Origin of the sequence: Parahoeflea olei (assembly GCF_001703635.1) — a bacterium.
GTDB lineage: Bacteria > Pseudomonadota > Alphaproteobacteria > Rhizobiales > Rhizobiaceae > Hoeflea > Hoeflea olei.
Map to the genome: position 1 here is coordinate 239,489 of NZ_LQZT01000042.1, position 15,276 is coordinate 254,764.

At 66.4% G+C, this 15,276-nt stretch carries 14 protein-coding genes; 5 read left to right on the forward strand and 9 right to left on the reverse strand.

Annotation, left to right across the window (positions count from 1 at the left end; genetic code table 11):
• Positions 1–70: 70 nt before the first annotated feature.
• Together AWJ14_RS17960 and mscL are read right to left on the reverse strand one after the other, a co-directional pair.
• A complete protein-coding gene (locus AWJ14_RS17960; protein WP_066182453.1) occupies positions 71–1,237 on the reverse strand; it encodes a pyridoxal phosphate-dependent aminotransferase in 1,167 nt (388 codons plus the stop codon).
• Between the two features lie 174 nt (positions 1,238–1,411).
• Positions 1,412–1,831: a large conductance mechanosensitive channel protein MscL gene (gene mscL / locus AWJ14_RS17965; RefSeq protein ID WP_066182460.1), complete on the reverse strand. Its 420-nt coding sequence runs from the start codon at positions 1,829–1,831 to the stop codon at positions 1,412–1,414.
• 220 nt (positions 1,832–2,051) lie between these two features.
• On the opposite strand from mscL, the gene AWJ14_RS17970 reads away from it, so the two are divergent.
• Entirely contained in the window at positions 2,052–5,552 is a 3,501-nt protein-coding gene (locus AWJ14_RS17970; protein ID WP_066182462.1) for a hybrid sensor histidine kinase/response regulator, read from the forward strand.
• A 63-nt stretch (positions 5,553–5,615) separates the two neighbouring features.
• Here AWJ14_RS17970 and AWJ14_RS17975 read toward each other — a convergent pair whose 3' ends face one another.
• The 3 genes from AWJ14_RS17975 to AWJ14_RS17985 form a co-directional block, all read right to left on the reverse strand.
• A complete protein-coding gene (locus AWJ14_RS17975) occupies positions 5,616–6,272 on the reverse strand; it encodes a response regulator transcription factor (RefSeq protein ID WP_066182464.1) in 657 nt (218 codons plus the stop codon).
• A gap of 69 nt (positions 6,273–6,341) precedes the next feature.
• The gene (locus AWJ14_RS17980) at positions 6,342–6,650 is read right to left on the reverse strand and encodes a hypothetical protein (protein WP_066182467.1); all 309 of its coding nucleotides are present in this window, start codon (positions 6,648–6,650) and stop codon (positions 6,342–6,344) included.
• A gap of 97 nt (positions 6,651–6,747) precedes the next feature.
• Positions 6,748–7,215: a hypothetical protein gene (locus AWJ14_RS17985; RefSeq protein ID WP_066182472.1), complete on the reverse strand. Its 468-nt coding sequence runs from the start codon at positions 7,213–7,215 to the stop codon at positions 6,748–6,750.
• A 125-nt stretch (positions 7,216–7,340) separates the two neighbouring features.
• Here AWJ14_RS17985 and AWJ14_RS17990 point away from each other — a divergent pair, with 125 nt between their 5' ends.
• Together AWJ14_RS17990 and AWJ14_RS17995 are read left to right on the forward strand one after the other, a co-directional pair.
• A complete protein-coding gene (locus AWJ14_RS17990; RefSeq protein WP_066182475.1) occupies positions 7,341–7,688 on the forward strand; it encodes a DUF952 domain-containing protein in 348 nt (115 codons plus the stop codon).
• Entirely contained in the window at positions 7,685–8,767 is a 1,083-nt protein-coding gene (locus tag AWJ14_RS17995) for a quinone-dependent dihydroorotate dehydrogenase (RefSeq protein WP_066182478.1), read from the forward strand. Before AWJ14_RS17990 ends, AWJ14_RS17995 begins: the two co-directional genes overlap by 4 nt.
• Positions 8,768–8,788: 21 nt before the next feature.
• Here the strand turns inward: AWJ14_RS17995 and AWJ14_RS18000 are convergent, their stop codons facing one another.
• Positions 8,789–10,144 carry an MATE family efflux transporter gene (locus AWJ14_RS18000; protein WP_066182481.1) on the reverse strand — a complete coding sequence of 452 codons (1,356 nt, stop codon included), beginning with the start codon at positions 10,142–10,144 and terminating at the stop codon, positions 8,789–8,791.
• Between the two features lie 118 nt (positions 10,145–10,262).
• Between AWJ14_RS18000 and AWJ14_RS18005 the strand changes: the two genes are divergently transcribed.
• A complete protein-coding gene (locus AWJ14_RS18005) occupies positions 10,263–11,168 on the forward strand; it encodes a histone deacetylase family protein (protein WP_066182483.1) in 906 nt (301 codons plus the stop codon).
• 7 nt (positions 11,169–11,175) lie between these two features.
• Here the strand turns inward: AWJ14_RS18005 and AWJ14_RS18010 are convergent, their stop codons facing one another.
• From AWJ14_RS18010 to AWJ14_RS18020, 3 genes are all read right to left on the reverse strand, one after another.
• Entirely contained in the window at positions 11,176–11,442 is a 267-nt protein-coding gene (locus tag AWJ14_RS18010; protein ID WP_066182485.1) for a DUF6460 domain-containing protein, read from the reverse strand.
• 65 nt (positions 11,443–11,507) lie between these two features.
• The gene (locus AWJ14_RS18015) at positions 11,508–13,118 is read right to left on the reverse strand and encodes a cisplatin damage response ATP-dependent DNA ligase (RefSeq protein WP_066182488.1); all 1,611 of its coding nucleotides are present in this window, start codon (positions 13,116–13,118) and stop codon (positions 11,508–11,510) included.
• 3 nt (positions 13,119–13,121) lie between these two features.
• Positions 13,122–14,138, reverse strand: a complete 1,017-nt coding sequence (locus tag AWJ14_RS18020) for a ligase-associated DNA damage response exonuclease (RefSeq protein ID WP_066182771.1) — start codon at positions 14,136–14,138, stop codon at positions 13,122–13,124.
• 98 nt (positions 14,139–14,236) lie between these two features.
• Between AWJ14_RS18020 and AWJ14_RS18025 the strand changes: the two genes are divergently transcribed.
• Entirely contained in the window at positions 14,237–15,268 is a 1,032-nt protein-coding gene (locus AWJ14_RS18025; RefSeq protein WP_083220343.1) for a class I SAM-dependent DNA methyltransferase, read from the forward strand.
• The last annotated feature ends 8 nt before the right edge of the window (positions 15,269–15,276 follow it).

Genomic DNA, 15,276 nt, shown 5'->3' on the forward strand with positions numbered 1-15,276 from the left:
TTCAAGAAACCATGAACGGCCACCGCAGCCTTTGGCCTGACCTCACGGGAGGCCGGGTTTCACGACGCGGCTACAGCGCGGAGATATAGGCCGCCAGACGCCCGGCGGCTTCCTCGACATGGTCGAGGCGGCGCAGGAAGCAGGCGCGCAGGAAGCTCGATCCGCCGGGACCGAAGGCGGTTCCCGGGGCCAGGCCCACGCCGGCGCGGTCGACAATGTCGATCGCCGCGGCCTTGGTATCGGTGACCCCGTCGATGCGGAAAAACGCGTAGAGCGCCCCGTCGGGCTTCTGGGTCACGACCCGGTTGGTGCCCGTGAGCGCATCGCAGAACAGGTCGCGCGCCTTCGCGGCCTTGGCGATCTGCGCCTCGACGAAGTCCTCGCCCTGTTCAAGCGCTGCGACCGCGCCGCGCTGCATGAACTGGGCGACGCCCGAGGTCTGGTACTGGACGCTGTTTTCGAGCGCCTGGATGATCGATGGCGGCGCCACGATCCAGCCCACCCGCCAGCCGGTCATCGACCAGTTCTTGGAAAACGAGTTGACGAAGATGATGCGGTCGTCCTCGTCCATGACGTCTAGGAAGGACGGCGCGCGCGCCGCGGCATAGAAGTAGCGGGAATAGATCTCGTCGGCGATGATCCAGATGCCATGCTTGCGTGCGAGATCGAGGATCGCGGCAAGGTCCGCATGGGTCGCCGTCCAGCCGGTGGGATTGGAGGGCGTGTTGATGAACAGCGCCTTGGTCCGGGGCGTGATCGCACGCGCGATCCGGTCGGGATCAATGCTCCAACGCCCGTTCTCGTAGTCGAGCGTGGCGCTGACGGCGACGCCGCCCGACATTTCCAGCGCTGCGGAGAAATTCGGCCAGGCCGGCGTGATGTAGACCACTTCGTCGCCCGGATCGGTGACGGCCTCGACGGCGATCTTGATCGCCTGCATGCCCGAGGCGGTGACACAGACGGATTCGTAAGGCAGCCTGCGGCCGAAATGGCGCTCGTGGTAATCGACCAGCGCGTGGCGCAGTTCGGGAATGCCGCGCTGCCAGGTGTAGAAGGTCTCGCCGCGGGTCAGGGCCTCGGCCGCGGGCCGGCTGATGAAATCGGGCGTGGGCTCGTCGCCCTCCCCCGCCCAGAGCGGGATCAGGCCGGGCTTGAGACGGCCATGGTTGACCACGGCGACGATGCCGCTTTCGGGCGCTTTGATGGCGCGGCGGCTCAGGCTGTCGAATTGATTCATGACGAACTCCGTTTGCCCTTCTTACCGCGTCGCAACAGGGGCCGCATCCAAAAGGACGTCATGGATCAATCGATTTTTTTGATGAACCCAAGCCATTGGCCCAAAGCGAAAAACCCCGGAACCAAGGTTCCGGGGTTTCGCATCGGGTCCGGCCGCAAGGACCGGCGGGGCGCGTCAGGCCCGCGACTTGAGCAGATCGCGGATTTCGGTGAGCAGCGCGATGTCCTGCGGCGGCGCGACGGGAGCGGAGGGCTTTTCTTCTTCCTTGGCGCGCAGGGAATTCACGCCCTTGACCATGAGGAAGATGATCCAGGCCAGGATCAGGAAATTGATGAGCACGGTCAGGAAATTGCCATAGGCGAACACGGCGCCCTGCTCGCGTGCCGCCTCCAGCGTCGTGGCGGTAACCTCCGACGACAGCGGGATGAAGTAATTCGAAAAATCGAAGCCGCCGAAGATGGCGCCGACGATCGGCATGATCACGTCGTTGACGAGCGACGTGACGATGAGACCGAACGCGCCGCCGATGATGACGCCGACGGCCAGGTCCATGACATTGCCCTTGGCAATGAAGGCCTTGAACTCGTTTAGCATGGGATTTCCCTCCGGCGCTGTGTCCCTCTCGATTGCCGCCGCAAGCCGCGCCACGCCCGGCGGTTGACCGTTTTCTAACACAGTTGCGCGGCCAGGGAAGCGGCATTTTCACCTGGCCGCGGCACGGCCGGGCGCCGCCGATGCTGAACCAAAGGCTGTATTGTTTGGCAGCTTTATCGGTCTATGCTCAAATGCGGAGGAATGGAGGGAGCGCATAGCGATGATGCCCGGCTGGCTGGTGTTCGGATCGGCCCTTGTCTATCTGCTGCTGCTGTTCGCGATTGCGGCCTATGGCGACCGGTCGGCGCGCCAGCGGCGCATGCGCAATGCCGGGCGGCCGATCATCTATTCGCTGAGCCTGGCGATCTACTGCACCTCATGGACCTATTTCGGCGGCGTCGGGCTCGCTGCCTCGCGCGGGCTCGAGTTTACCGCGATCTATATCGGCCCGATCCTGATGTTCACGCTCGGCATGCCGATCCTCAGGCGCATCGTCACGCTGGCCAAGGCGGAAAAGCTCACCTCGATCGCCGACTTCATGGCAGCGCGCTACGGCAAGAGCCCGATGGTGGCGGCGCTTGTGGCCCTGATCGCGGTGATCGGCAGCGTTCCCTATATCGCGCTGCAGCTGAAGGCCGTGTCCTCTTCGGTCGCTGTGCTGGTCGACGTGGAGCAGTTGAACCGGGTCACCGAGACCTTCTTCCTCTCGGACATCTCCTTCTTCGTGACGCTGGTGCTGGCGGCCTTCGCGGCGATCTTCGGCACCCGCCACACCGATGCGACCGAGCACCAGGACGGCCTGATCCTGGCGATCGCCATGGAATCGCTGGTCAAGCTTCTCGCCTTCACGCTGGTGGGCCTGTCGGTGATCTTCGTCATGTATGACGGCCCCTGGGACCTGTTCAGCGCGGTGACGGCCCATCCCGAGGTGATGGCCGCGCTGACCTACGAGACCCCGCCGCTGCGCTGGGTGATGGTGATCCTCTTGTCCGCCTTCGCCATCATCCTGCTGCCGCGCCAGTTCCACGTGGCGGTGGTCGAAAACCGTACGGCGGGCGAACTCAGGCTCGCCGGCTGGCTGCTGCCGCTTTATCTCGTCGCCATCAACATCTTCGTGCTGCCGGTTGCGGTCGCCGGCGTGCTGCAATTCGGCAGCGGCGGCGCCAGCGACCTGTTCGTGCTGGCGCTGCCGATGACGAACGACATGCCGATCGTCGCGCTGCTGACCTTCATCGGCGGCTTTTCCGCAGCCACCGCGATGGTAATCGTCGCCTCCGTGGCGGTGGCGATCATGGTTTCGAACGACATCATCGTCCCGATCGTGCTCCGGCGCCGCAGCCGCCGTGGCCATGGCGGGGATTTTTCGAACCAGATCCTGATCATCCGCCGCACCGCGATCATGGGCGTCCTGCTGTTGGGCTTCGCCTACTACCGCGCGGCCGACATCAATGCCGGGCTCGCCTCGATCGGGCTTCTGTCCTTTGCGGCGATCGCGCAGCTGGCGCCCGCCTTCTTCGGCGGCCTGTTCTGGCGCCAGGCCAATGCGCGCGGCGCGATCGCGGGCCTGTCCTGCGGGATCGCGATCTGGGCCTATGTGCTGATGGTCCCGAGCCTGGGCGGACCCGACAACAGCCATGTCGCCGCCGCCGTTCTCGATTTCATCATTCCCGGCACGCAGACCTTCACGGGACCGGACTCCGACCCGCTGTTCAATGCGGTGGTGCTGAGCATGCTGGTCAATTGCCTGGCCTATGTGATCGGATCGCTGTCGCGGCGCCCGAAATCGATCGAGCGGATCCAGGCCGCGATGTTCATCCCCGACAGCCGCCGGCTGACCACGTCCGGCCGGAGCTGGAAGACCAAGGTCACGGTCGCCGATCTCAAGCAGACCATCAGCCGCTATCTCGGCCACGAGCGCACCGAACGCTCGTTCCATTCCCACGAGCGCGCGATCGGGCGCTGGATCAACGACGACGATCCGGCCGACATGGGCCTGCTGCGCTTTGCCGAACAGCTGCTTGGCAGCGCCATCGGCTCGGCCTCGGCACGGCTGGTGCTGTCGCTGCTGTTCGAGCGCGCCGACGACATTCCCGGCGACACCGCGCGGCTGCTCGACGAGGCCTCCGAAGCGCTGCAGTACAACCGAGACCTGCTGCAGACCGCGCTCGGGCAGATGAACCAGGGCATCACGGTGTTCGACAGTTCGAACCGGCTCACGGTCTGGAACAAGCGCTTCCGCTCGCTGATGGAGCTGCCCGAACATGTGGGCCAGGTGGGCTTCCCGCTCGAAACCATCATTTCGATGCTGGTCGAGCGCGGCGACATCGAGGCCGGGGAGGCGCAGGACGTGATCGACCGTTTCCTGGTCATGGACACAGCCTTCTCGCTCACCATCGGGCCTGAACGGCGGATCATCGAGATCCGCTCCAATCCGATGCCCGATAGCGGCATCGTTACCACCTATGCCGACATCACCGAACGGGTGGTGGCCGACGTGGCCCTCAAGCAGGCCAACGAGACGCTCGAGCAGCGCGTGAGCCAGCGCACCGCCGAACTGATGCGGGTCAACCGGGAACTCGAAAAGGCGCAGTTGAGCGCCGAGGAAGCCAATATCGGCAAGACCCGGTTTCTCGCCGCCGCCGGCCACGACATCCTGCAGCCGCTCAATGCCGCGCGGCTCTATTCCTCGACGCTGGTCGAACGGCTCGGCAATTCCCCCGACCAGAAGCTGGTGCAGAACATCGATTCCTCGCTCGAATCGGTGGAGGCGATCCTGGGCGCGGTGCTCGACATCTCGCGTCTCGATACCGGCGCGATGAAGCCGCGGCTGGCGAGCTTTCCGCTCAATGACCTTCTGCAGCGGGTGGTAACGGATTTCGCGCCCGTCGCGCGCGAGCGAAACCTGAAATTCACGGTCATGCCGACCAGCGTCTATGTGCGCTCGGACCCCAACCTGTTGCGCCGCCTGGTGCAGAACCTGGTCTCCAATGCCATCAAATACACCCGGGAAGGCCGGGTGCTGGTGGGCGTGCGGCGGCGCGGCGACAAGGTGATCATCCAGGTCATCGACACCGGCATCGGCATTCCCTCCACCAAGTTCCGCACCGTGTTCCGCGAATTCGCGCGACTGGAAGAGGGCGCGCGCACCGCCTCGGGCCTGGGATTGGGGCTGTCGATCGTCGACCGCATCGCCCGGGTGCTCAACCATTCGGTCGATATCGCCTCCCAGGCCGGCAAGGGCACCGAGTTCCGGGTGGAACTTCCGCTTGAAACCAACATCAAGCGCATCCAGGGGCAGGCCAAACGCGGCAGCGGCCCGGAGATCGGCGCGCATCTGAAGGGGCTTCGGGTGCTGTGCATCGACAACGAGCCGAAGATCCTCGAGGGCATGACACTGCTGCTGAGCGGCTGGGGCTGCTCCGTGCTCGCCGCGGGCTCGCTTGCCGACAGCCTCAAGCTCGCCAAGACCGAGGAAGCGCCGGACGTCATTTTCGCCGATTATCACCTGGACGACGGCACCGGGCTCGACGCCATCATCGCCTTGCGCCGCCGCTGGAAGCAGGACGTGCCCGCCCTGCTGGTGACGGCCGACCGCACGCCGGAGGTGCGCGCGCGCGCCGATGCCGAACGGGTCGCCATACAGAACAAGCCGATCAAGCCGGCAGCCCTGCGCGCCTATCTCAACCAGATTGCGGCCACGCGCCGCGCCGCCGCAGAATAGACCGGCCGCTGCGGAAGCGACGGTTGGCGCCACCGCCCTTTCGCCCGGCGGGCCCGGACACCGTCAGTCGGACTGGTTGAGAAGTTCCGACCCGATCTTGGAGAGATGGATGACCGCCTGGGTGCGGCTATCGACGCCGAGCTTCTGCAGCACGGCCGAGACATGCGCTTTGATGGTGGCTTCGGAGACACCGAGCTCATAGGCGATCTGCTTGTTGAGCAGCCCCTCGGCGAGCATCCCGAGGACGCGGCCCTGTTGCGGCGTCAGCGTCTGCAACCGGGAGATCAGGCTTTCGATCTCCGGATCGTGCTCCGAACCGAGATCGACATTGGGCGGCGTCCAGATGCCGCCATCGAGAACCGTGCGCACGCCCTGACGGATATCCTCGATGCTGGCGGACTTGGAAATGAAGCCCGAGGCGCCGAGTTCAAGCGCCCGGCGCATGGTCGCGGGGTCGTCGGTGGCCGAGACCACCACCACCGGCAGGCTCGCAAATTCAGCCCGGAAGGCGATCAGCCCGGACAGGCCCGACACGCCCGGCATGGTCAGATCCAGCAGGATCAGATCCGCCTCGGGATGATCGGCCGCGGTCTTGCGGGCGCTGACAAGATCCCCGGCCTCCAGAATCTCATTGCCGTCGCCTATCCCCTCAAGCGCCTGGCGCATCGCGCCGCGAAAGAGCGGATGGTCGTCCGCGATGATGAATGTCAATGGCGCCATGCACTCTCCCCCCAACCGGTCGCGCTGTCGCGGCGAATCCGGTCCATGACGCGGATTGCAAAACCCACATTAACGGCGCGCGATGCGTTCGCGCAAGTGCGGCAACCGGAGGATGAACCAGACCGCGGCCCAGACATTGCCAAGCACGGGAATCGGCAGGATCCACAAGACCGCGACGAGCGGCCGGGGTTCGCACAGCCAGATCACGGCGGCCGCCAGAACGAAGCCGAGATAGAGATCGGCCAGGGTGACCCGCCCCCAGGGATCCGACATCAGCCAGCTTCCGGCTTCGGAAAACGAGCCGGCTGAGATCGCGACGACGATCAACGCCGCAAGCCCGAGCGCACCGGCGGCAATGAGGATCTGGAGAATTTTCATGGCGGTCCCTTTCGTGTGCTGCCGGCACCCGAACGCGCACCGGCAGGTCTTCCTACGCATCTGCGGGCCAAATGGATGCGGGTCCGCCTGGAGGCGGTCAGGTCCGGTCCGGCACCGGCTCCGCAAGCGGTTTCGGCGGGGTTTTCGGCGCATCGCCAAACTCGCGCTGCAGGTCCTCGACCATGCCGAAGAAGCGGCGCATCACCTTTTCCATGGTCTCGACGGCGCGGTCGAGTTCGGCCTCGTCGGGCTCCTGCTCCGGGCTCCTGGCGATCGCCGAGGGCGGGTCCATCAGCTCGAGGCGCTGCTCGAGCGCATCGACGCGGGACGATAGCTCGGCCAAGCGCTCGTCATAGGCGCGGCGTTCGTCGGCGGACAGCCGGCAGACCAGATTGCCGGCCTGCTCGGCGCAGATCGACATCTCGCCGGTCTCGGTGTCCATGCGCACAAAGCCGTTTTCAGTCTTTTCCAACGTGAAGCGGTTTGCTATCGGCTCCTGGGAGTGGGACGGCGCGGACGCGGACACGGCCAGGGCCGCTCCACACAAGATTGCCAGACGGGTCATGACGGTATCCTCCTGTTTGCCCTGTCATGACACGCAATCGCGACAGAATCGAGAAGCGATCCCCGCATCCGGCCCTGCTTGCGCACCGCCGGGACAATCGCAACCAGGAACGGGACCCCCAAGCCATGCAGGCCACTATTTACAAGATCACGCCGGAGGCGCCGTGGCGCACCGCGGAAACGCAAGGCAAGTTCACAGGCGCGCCGGTGGATCTCGCAGACGGCTTCATCCACTTCTCGACCCGCGAGCAGGCCGCCGAAACCGCCCGCCGGCACTTCGCCGGACAGGACGACCTCTTGCTGGTCGCGGTCGATGCCGGCGCGCTCGGCGCGGCGCTGGTGTTCGAACCCTCGCGCGGCGGCGCCCTGTTCCCGCATCTTTACGGGGAGCTGCCGCTGTCGGCGGTCAAATGGGTGCGACCGCTGCCGCTCGGAACCGACGGGGCACACCAGTTTCCGGACATGGAGCCATGAGCGGCCTTTTCGAGACCATCGGCCGCAAGGCGCTGTTCACGCTCGACCCGGAAACCGCGCACGGGCTGTCCATCACCGCGCTGAAAAGCGGCATGGTGCCGGGATGCCGGGCCGACAGCGATCCGCGGCTTGCGGTCACCGTGGCGGGGCTCGCCTTTCCCAATCCGCTCGGCATGGCGGCGGGCTACGACAAGAATGCCGAGGTCGCCCCGCAACTGGCACGGCTCGGCTTCGGCTTCGTCGAAGTCGGCACGCTGACGCCCAAGGCGCAGCCGGGCAATCCCAGGCCGCGGATCTTCCGGCTGGTCGGGGATCATGCGGTGATCAACCGGATGGGCTTCAACAATGGCGGCCATGCCGCGGCGCATGCAAGGATTTCGGCTGACCGTCGCGCGGGCCTGCTCGGCATCAATATCGGCGCCAACAAGGACAGTGAGGACCGCGCGGCGGACTATGTCGCGGGCATCTCGTGCTTTGCCGACGTGGCGGATTATTTCACCATCAACATCTCCTCGCCCAACACGCCGGGCCTGCGCAACCTGCAGACCCGCGCGGCGCTCGCGGACCTGCTGCAACGGGTCCTGGCCGAACGCGACGCGAAGAGCAGACGCGTGCCCGTGTTCCTCAAGATCGCGCCGGATCTCGTCGAGGGCGATCTCGACGACATCGCCGCCGAATGCCTGGGGCAGAAGCTCGACGGCGTGATCGTGTCGAACACGACGCTGTCGCGCACAGGGCTTGCAAAGCACCCGCGAGCCGGCGAAGCGGGTGGTCTTTCGGGACGGCCGCTGTTCGAGCGCTCGACCATCGTGCTCGCCAAGATGCGCGCCCGGCTCGGGCCGGAGATGCCGCTGATCGGCGTCGGCGGCATCGACAGCGCCGAAACCGCGGCCGAGAAGATGCGCGCGGGCGCGGACCTGGTGCAGATCTACACCGGCTTCATCTATGGCGGGCCCGGCTTGCCGCAGCAGATCGTGCGCGGGCTGTCGCGGCTCTGCGACCGCGAGGGCCTTGCCCATGTCTCGGCCCTGCGCGACCTGAAGACCGCCCATTACGCAGCGCTTGCGATTCCCGCCTGACCGGGCGGGGATCAGGCGATATCAGCCGGGGCCGAAGGCCTGGTCCATCCGCCGCGGCAGGATCGCCAGCAGCGTGAAGCCGCGGGCGGCCAGGAAGATGTTGAGCGCGATCCAGAGCCCCGTGTTTTCCCAGATCCTGGTCAGCGCAAGCGACAGGACGATGAACAGCGCGAGCGACACCAGCATCATGTTGCGCATGTCGCGCGACCAGGTTGCGCCGACGAAGACGCCGTCCATCTCGAAAGCGAGCACGCCCGCCACCGCTGTCAGGGCCGCCCAGAAAATATAGTGGTCCGCTTCGAGGCGAACCGGCGCAAGCGTCGTCATCCAGCCGATCACGGTGCTGCCGAACAGCAGGAAGAACACGGTGGTGAAGCCGGCAAGCCCGAAGCCCCACAGGGTCGTGAGCCTGACCGCCTTGCGGAAGGCCGGCTTGTTGTGGGCGCCGATGGCACGGCCGGCAATCTGTTCGGCAGCATTGGCAAACCCGTCGAGATAGTAGCCTGCGACCAGGAAGAAATGCATCAGGATGGCATTGGCCGCCAGCGTCACTTCCCCGAGGCCCGTGCCCAGGCGCGTGAACCAGGCGAAGGCTGCCATCAGCGCAAACGAGCGGATCATGATATCGCCGTTGAGCGCCATCAGTTTCATGATCGACGGCCGGTCGATGATGCGGCTCCAGGAGGGGCTCACGCGGCGGTCGAAGCGGCGGTGGATGATGATGAAACCGATCACGCAGCCGGTAACTTCGGCGATCACGGTGGCGAGCGCCACGCCTTTCAGGCCGAAATCGAGCCAGAGGCCGAGCCAGATCGACAGCACGATGTTGGTGCCGTTGATGACGGTCTGCAGGAACAGGCCGGTGCCTCCCATTCCACGGCCGAGCACATAGCCAAGGATCGTGTAATTGGCGAGTGCCGCCGGCGCGGACAGCGCGCGGATGCCGAGATAGGTCGCGGCCGCGGCCGCCACATCGCCGCGCGCGCCCATCACTGGCAGGCCGAGTTTCATCAAGAGCGGCGCGACCGCAATCACGGCGAGCCCTGCGACCCCGGCAATCATCAGCGAGCGCCAGAACACCGCCTGCTCCTCGGTCGCATCCTCCCGCCCCATGGCCTGCGCCACCAGCCCGGTGGTGGCGGAACGCAGAAAATTGAAGGTGGCGAAGACCAGGTCGAACAGGATCGCGGCAATCGCCAGCCCGCCGATCAGCGCCGCATTGTCGAGCCGCCCCACCACAGCCGTATCGACCAGACCCAGAAGCGGCGTCGTGAGATAGGCGAGCGTCATCGGCACCGCGATCGCCATGACCATGCGGTTGTTGACCTCGAATGTCCTGATCCTCACCGCTTCGGCAGGCGGGTTTTCCGTCAGCATGCAGTCATCCCCGGGTGATGCGATTCGAAGTCGAACCGGGCCTGAAAATAGACCGCGCCATCAAGAAAGCCCATCTTCAACTCTGGACGAAATTGCCGCCGCGCGCCAAAACGAAAGCATGGCGCGCCTCCCCATCATCCATGCCCCCGACTATGACGCCGGTTTCGCGCCGGGACACCGGTTTCCGATGGGCAAATACACCCGGCTGATGCAGCTGATCAGCGAAACCGGGCTCGGCGCGGCAGCGACCCTGCACGTTCCGGGACCGGCGAGCGCCGACTGGCTGGCGATGGCGCATGAGCGCGGCTATGTCGACCAGGTGATCGACTGCGCCGTGCCGGCGGCGATCGAGCGCGAGATCGGCTTCCAGGTGGATGCACGGGTGAGCCTGCGCGCGCGGCTTGCGACCGCAGGCACGATCATGGCGGCGCGGCTTGCGCTCGAGGAAGGAATTGCCTGCAACACCGCCGGCGGCAGCCACCATGCCCGGCGCGCGCAGGGAGCGGGGTTCTGCACCTTCAACGACGTGGCCGTGGCCGCGCATCTGCTTCTCTCGGACGGCGAAGTGGGACGCGTGCTGGTGATCGATCTCGACGTGCACCAGGGCGACGGCACGGCCGAAATCTGCACGGGCAACCGCGCGATCCGCACGGTCTCGGTGCATGCCGAGAAGAACTACCCGGTGCGCAAGCAGGTCTCCTCGATCGATGTCGCCCTGCCCGACGCGGTGGGCGACGACGCCTATCTGGAAACGCTCGACTGGCTCCTGCCGCAGACCATCGACGGGTTCGTGCCGGATCTGGTGTTCTACAATGCCGGCGTCGATCCGCACCGCGAGGACCGGCTCGGGCGGCTGTCGCTCACGGACGCTGGGCTCAAGGCGCGCGACCGGCGTGTGTTCGGCTTCTTCCGCGAGCGCGGCATCGCCATCGCCTCGGTGCTCGGCGGCGGCTACAGCCACGATATCGACGCGCTGGCGCGCCGGCATCTGCTGACGTTCGAAGCGGCCGCCGAGTTCGCCTGAACCGGGATCAGCCGCGCAGGCTGAAAAGGCGCAGCAGGATGAAGGCGGGCACCACCACGCAGGCGCCGAGCGCCAGATAACCGCCGAAGCGGCCGAGCGCCTCGAAGCCTGTTTCCCACAAATTGATCAGGAAATCGCGGATCATGTAGAGGATGTCGACCGGATACCAGTTGAAGGCGGCCATGATGACGCCGACTACGAAGGAGGCCACCAGCAGCTTGAGGGCGGTGCGGCCGGGCGTGTCGCCCAGAAAACGTGTCAGACCATTGCTCATGCCGAAAGCTTCCCTGTTCAGTCGCCGATTCACATAAGCATGGCGCACGCGCGCGGCAAGTCCGTTCAGTCCTCGCCGTCGATCATGCGCTCGAGCGTCTCGAGCCGGTCGGCCTCGGCGGGCGGCTTGTCCCAGCGCAGCCGGCTGATGCGGGGAAAGCGCATGGCGACGCCGGATTTGTGCCGGCTGGAGCGGTTGATGCCCTCGAAGGCCACCTCGAACACCAGCCCCTTGTCGGGACCCGCGCGCACCGAGCGCACCGGCCCGAAACGCTCGATGGTGTTGTCGCGCACATATTTGTCGATTTTCAGCAGTTCCTCGTCGGTGAAGCCGAAATAGGCCTTGCCGACCGGCACCAGTTCGCCCGGCTCGCGCCAGACGCCGAAGGTGTAGTCGGAATAATAGCCCGAGCGCTTGCCGTGGCCGCGCTGGGCATACATCAGCACCGCGTCGATCAGGAACGGATCCCGCTTCCACTTGAACCACTCGCCCTTGGGCCGCCCCGGCAGATAGGGCGCCGCCTTGCGCTTGATCATCACCCCTTCGATCACCGCGAACGGGGGATCGGCGCGCAAGCGCGCAAGCTCGTCCCAGTCCGCAAAATCGAGCAGTGGCGAGCAGTCGAACCGGGCGGGATCGAGGCCCGCGACGAAGGCGTCGAGCCGCGCGCGGCGCGCGATGAAGGGCAGCGCGCGCAGATCTTCCCGACCGTCCTGGAGAATGTCATAGGCACGGAAGAAGGCCGGATGCTCGCGCACCTGTTTCGCGGTCACGGTCTTGCGGTTGAGGCGCTGTTGCAGGTCCGAGAAGCTGCCGGTTTCGACACCGCCCTCGCCCGGCCTTGCCACCAGCAACTCGCCGTCGAGCGCACCGTCGAAGGCGATCGCATCGACCAGATCCGGGAAGCTTGCGGAAATGTCGTCGCCGGTGCGGGTGTAGAGCCGGTTGATGCCACGCTCGGACACCGCCTGGACGCGGATGCCGTCCCATTTCCATTCGGCAGCGAAATCGGCCGGATCGAGCCTTTCGAAATCCGCCTCGTCGATGGCGTGCGACAGCATCACCGGCCGGAAGGGAGCTGCAGCCGCGTTGACCGGCTTGTCGCCCGTGCCCTCGAGCCAGGCGAAGAGATCGAGATAAGGCGGCGCGAGCCCGTGCCAGAGTTCCTCGATCTCGTTGACCTCCACCTGGCCGAAACCCGCCAAGGCCTGCTTGATCAGCCGCGCCGACAGCCCCATGCGGAAGCCGCCGGTCACCAGTTTCAACAGCGCGTAGCGCCCCGGCGGATCGAGCCGGTCGAGCCAGGCTTCGACCAACGCCGGCCCCTCGCGGCGCGAGGCCGCCTGCAGTGTTTCGACCACCTCGGCCACGCCCGGCGCATCGTTGCGGCTAGGGATCGAAGCCCGCTCAGGCCAGGCAAGCGCGATGGTTTCGGCGAGATCGCCGACATAGTCGTAGGAATAGGCGAACAGTTCGGCATCCATGCGCGCACCGATCAGCTCGCGCAATTGCGCAGGCTTGACCGCCGGAATGTCGAGATCGCGGGCGAGTGCGGCCAGCGCATAGCCGCGCTCGGGATCGGGCACCCGGCGCAGATAGTCGGCAAGCAGCGTGAGCTTGGCGTTGCGCGAGGGCGTGAAGGCGAGCGTGTCGAGAAGGTCGGCGAAGCGGTCCACGGTTCAGTCGCCCTCGTCTTCGTAACCGACCAGGTGCAGCGGCCGGGCGGCGATACCATTGAGCGCGCACCAGCGCACCAGCGCTTCCTCGCGACCATGGGTGACCCAGACCTCGGATGGCGCCACGGCGGTGATGGTCTCGGCCAGTTCGTCCCAGTCGGCATGGTCGGAAATCACCAGCGGCAGTTCGACGCCGCGCTGGCGGGCGCGGGCGCGCACCTGCATCCAGCCCGAGGCGAAACTGACCAGCGGATCGGGAAAGCGGCGCGCCCACCGGTCGCCGAAGGCCGAGGGCGGGCCGAGCACGATGGCGCCGGCAAAATCGCCCTTGGCGCCGGCATCGACTGTGGCCGGACGCAAGTCGCCAAGCGCCACGCCCCGGCTTTCGTAATAGTCGCAGAGCCTCTGCAGCGCGCCGTGGATATAGAGCGGCTTTTCATAGCCCGCGTCGCGGATCAGCCGGATCACCCGCTGCGCCTTGCCGAGCGAATAGACGCCCACCAGATGCGCCCGCTCCGGGTTGCGCGCGACCGAGCGCAGGAGCCGGTCGATCTCGGCCGCCGCATCGGGATGGCGGAACACCGGCAACGCGAAAGTGGCCTCGGTGATGAAGACGTCGCAGGCCACCGGCACGAAGCGCGCGCAGGTCGGGTCGGGCCGCGGCTTGTAATCGCCCGAGGCGACGATGCGCATGCCGCCGCGCTCGACGGCGATCTGGGCGGAGCCGAGCACATGCCCCGCCGGATGGAAGCTGACCGTGACGTCGCCGATGCGGATCACCTCCCCCAGCTCTGCCGGTTGGGTCGCACCGGCGTGATCCGCGCCGTAGCGGATCGCCATGATGTCGAGCGTCTCGGGCGTGGCAAGCACATGGCCGTGGCCGGCGCGGGCGTGGTCCGCATGGCCATGGGTGATCAGCGCCCGGTCGACGGGGCGCACCGGATCGATGAAAAAATCGCCCGGCGGGCAGTAGAGCCCTTCGCGGCGGGGAACGAGCAGGTCTTCGGGCCTTGGCGTCATGCGCAAAAGGTAGGGCGCGCAGCGGCTTTGCAAAAGGGCTTGCGTTTTTCATCGGCGAGGATCATAGGCTGCGTCTCCAATCCGCATTCGGTTCACACATGACAGCCCAGCAATTGTCCTCGGGCGATCTCATTTCCGATCGCCGCGCCCAATATGCCCGCATGTATGCGGAGGGTGGCGATGCAGCGGCCGCCGCCGACCTGCAGGCGCAGGCGCTGGAGCGCGCGCCGGACTGGGCCGCGGGCTGGCACCAGCTCGGCCTCTACCGCGAAAAGGCGGGCGATCTCGCAGGTGCCGCCGAAGCCTGGCGGCAGGTGCTGACACTCTCGCCGACCGACATATTCGGCGCAGGCCTGAAACTGTCGCTGACCGGCCAGGCCGAAATGCCCTCGCTTCCCCCGTGCGAATATGTCGAGGCGCTGTTCGACGACTATTCGCACCGGTTCGACACCGCGCTGATGGAGGACCTGGGCTACCGCGTGCCCGAGCGGCTGGCCGGGCTGCTGGACGAAGTCGCCGGCGCCGACGCGCAATTTGCCAAGGTGATCGATCTCGGCTGCGGCACCGGCCTGTTCGGCGAACGGATCCGGCTTAAGACCTCCTGGCTCGACGGCTACGACCTGTCCCAGGGCATGCTGGCCAAGGCTGCGGAAAAAGGCGTCTACGATCATCTCGAACAGGCCGATATCGGCTTCGGGCTGCCCGGCGGCGCGCCGGAGCCCGCGAACCGGGCCGATCTGGTCGCCGCCTCGGACGTGTTTGCCTATTTCGGCGATCTCGACACGGTGATCGGCATTGCCGCCGCGCTGGTCCGCCCCGGCGGCCTGCTCGCCTTTTCCTGCGAGGCCGGTCGCGACGGCGAAGACTGGCTGCTGCAACCCTCGCTGCGTTACCGCCACGGCGGGGGCTATCTCGGCGCCGTTCTCGCCCGCCACGGGCTCAGCATCGAACGCATGGAGCGCGAGCCGATCCGGCGCGACGGCGCGGAGACGATCGAGGGCTATCTGGTGATTGCCCGCCGCCCGGCGGAGGCGGCCCTGGTGCCGGGCGCGCTCGCCCCGCAGGCCGGTTCGACTGAGCTTGGCGAGGACACGGCTGGCGCGCTCCCTCCCCCCGGTTACCGGATGTAATCCTGCCC

Excerpts from the sequence above, each read along its gene's own strand:
- AWJ14_RS18025 (WP_083220343.1), top strand. The coding sequence starts at position 14,237 with ATGACAGCCCAGCAATTGTCCTCGGGCGATCTCATTTCCGATCGCCGC.
- AWJ14_RS18020 (WP_066182771.1), bottom strand. The coding sequence starts at position 14,138 with ATGACGCCAAGGCCCGAAGACCTGCTCGTTCCCCGCCGCGAAGGGCTC.
- AWJ14_RS17970 (WP_066182462.1), top strand. The coding sequence starts at position 2,052 with ATGATGCCCGGCTGGCTGGTGTTCGGATCGGCCCTTGTCTATCTGCTG.
- AWJ14_RS17980 (WP_066182467.1), bottom strand. The coding sequence starts at position 6,650 with ATGAAAATTCTCCAGATCCTCATTGCCGCCGGTGCGCTCGGGCTTGCG.
- AWJ14_RS18000 (WP_066182481.1), bottom strand. The coding sequence starts at position 10,144 with ATGCTGACGGAAAACCCGCCTGCCGAAGCGGTGAGGATCAGGACATTC.
- AWJ14_RS18010 (WP_066182485.1), bottom strand. The coding sequence starts at position 11,442 with ATGAGCAATGGTCTGACACGTTTTCTGGGCGACACGCCCGGCCGCACC.
- AWJ14_RS18005 (WP_066182483.1), top strand. The coding sequence starts at position 10,263 with ATGGCGCGCCTCCCCATCATCCATGCCCCCGACTATGACGCCGGTTTC.
- AWJ14_RS17990 (WP_066182475.1), top strand. The coding sequence starts at position 7,341 with ATGCAGGCCACTATTTACAAGATCACGCCGGAGGCGCCGTGGCGCACC.
- AWJ14_RS17985 (WP_066182472.1), bottom strand. The coding sequence starts at position 7,215 with ATGACCCGTCTGGCAATCTTGTGTGGAGCGGCCCTGGCCGTGTCCGCG.
- mscL (WP_066182460.1), bottom strand. The coding sequence starts at position 1,831 with ATGCTAAACGAGTTCAAGGCCTTCATTGCCAAGGGCAATGTCATGGAC.
- AWJ14_RS17995 (WP_066182478.1), top strand. The coding sequence starts at position 7,685 with ATGAGCGGCCTTTTCGAGACCATCGGCCGCAAGGCGCTGTTCACGCTC.
- AWJ14_RS17975 (WP_066182464.1), bottom strand. The coding sequence starts at position 6,272 with ATGGCGCCATTGACATTCATCATCGCGGACGACCATCCGCTCTTTCGC.
- AWJ14_RS17960 (WP_066182453.1), bottom strand. The coding sequence starts at position 1,237 with ATGAATCAATTCGACAGCCTGAGCCGCCGCGCCATCAAAGCGCCCGAA.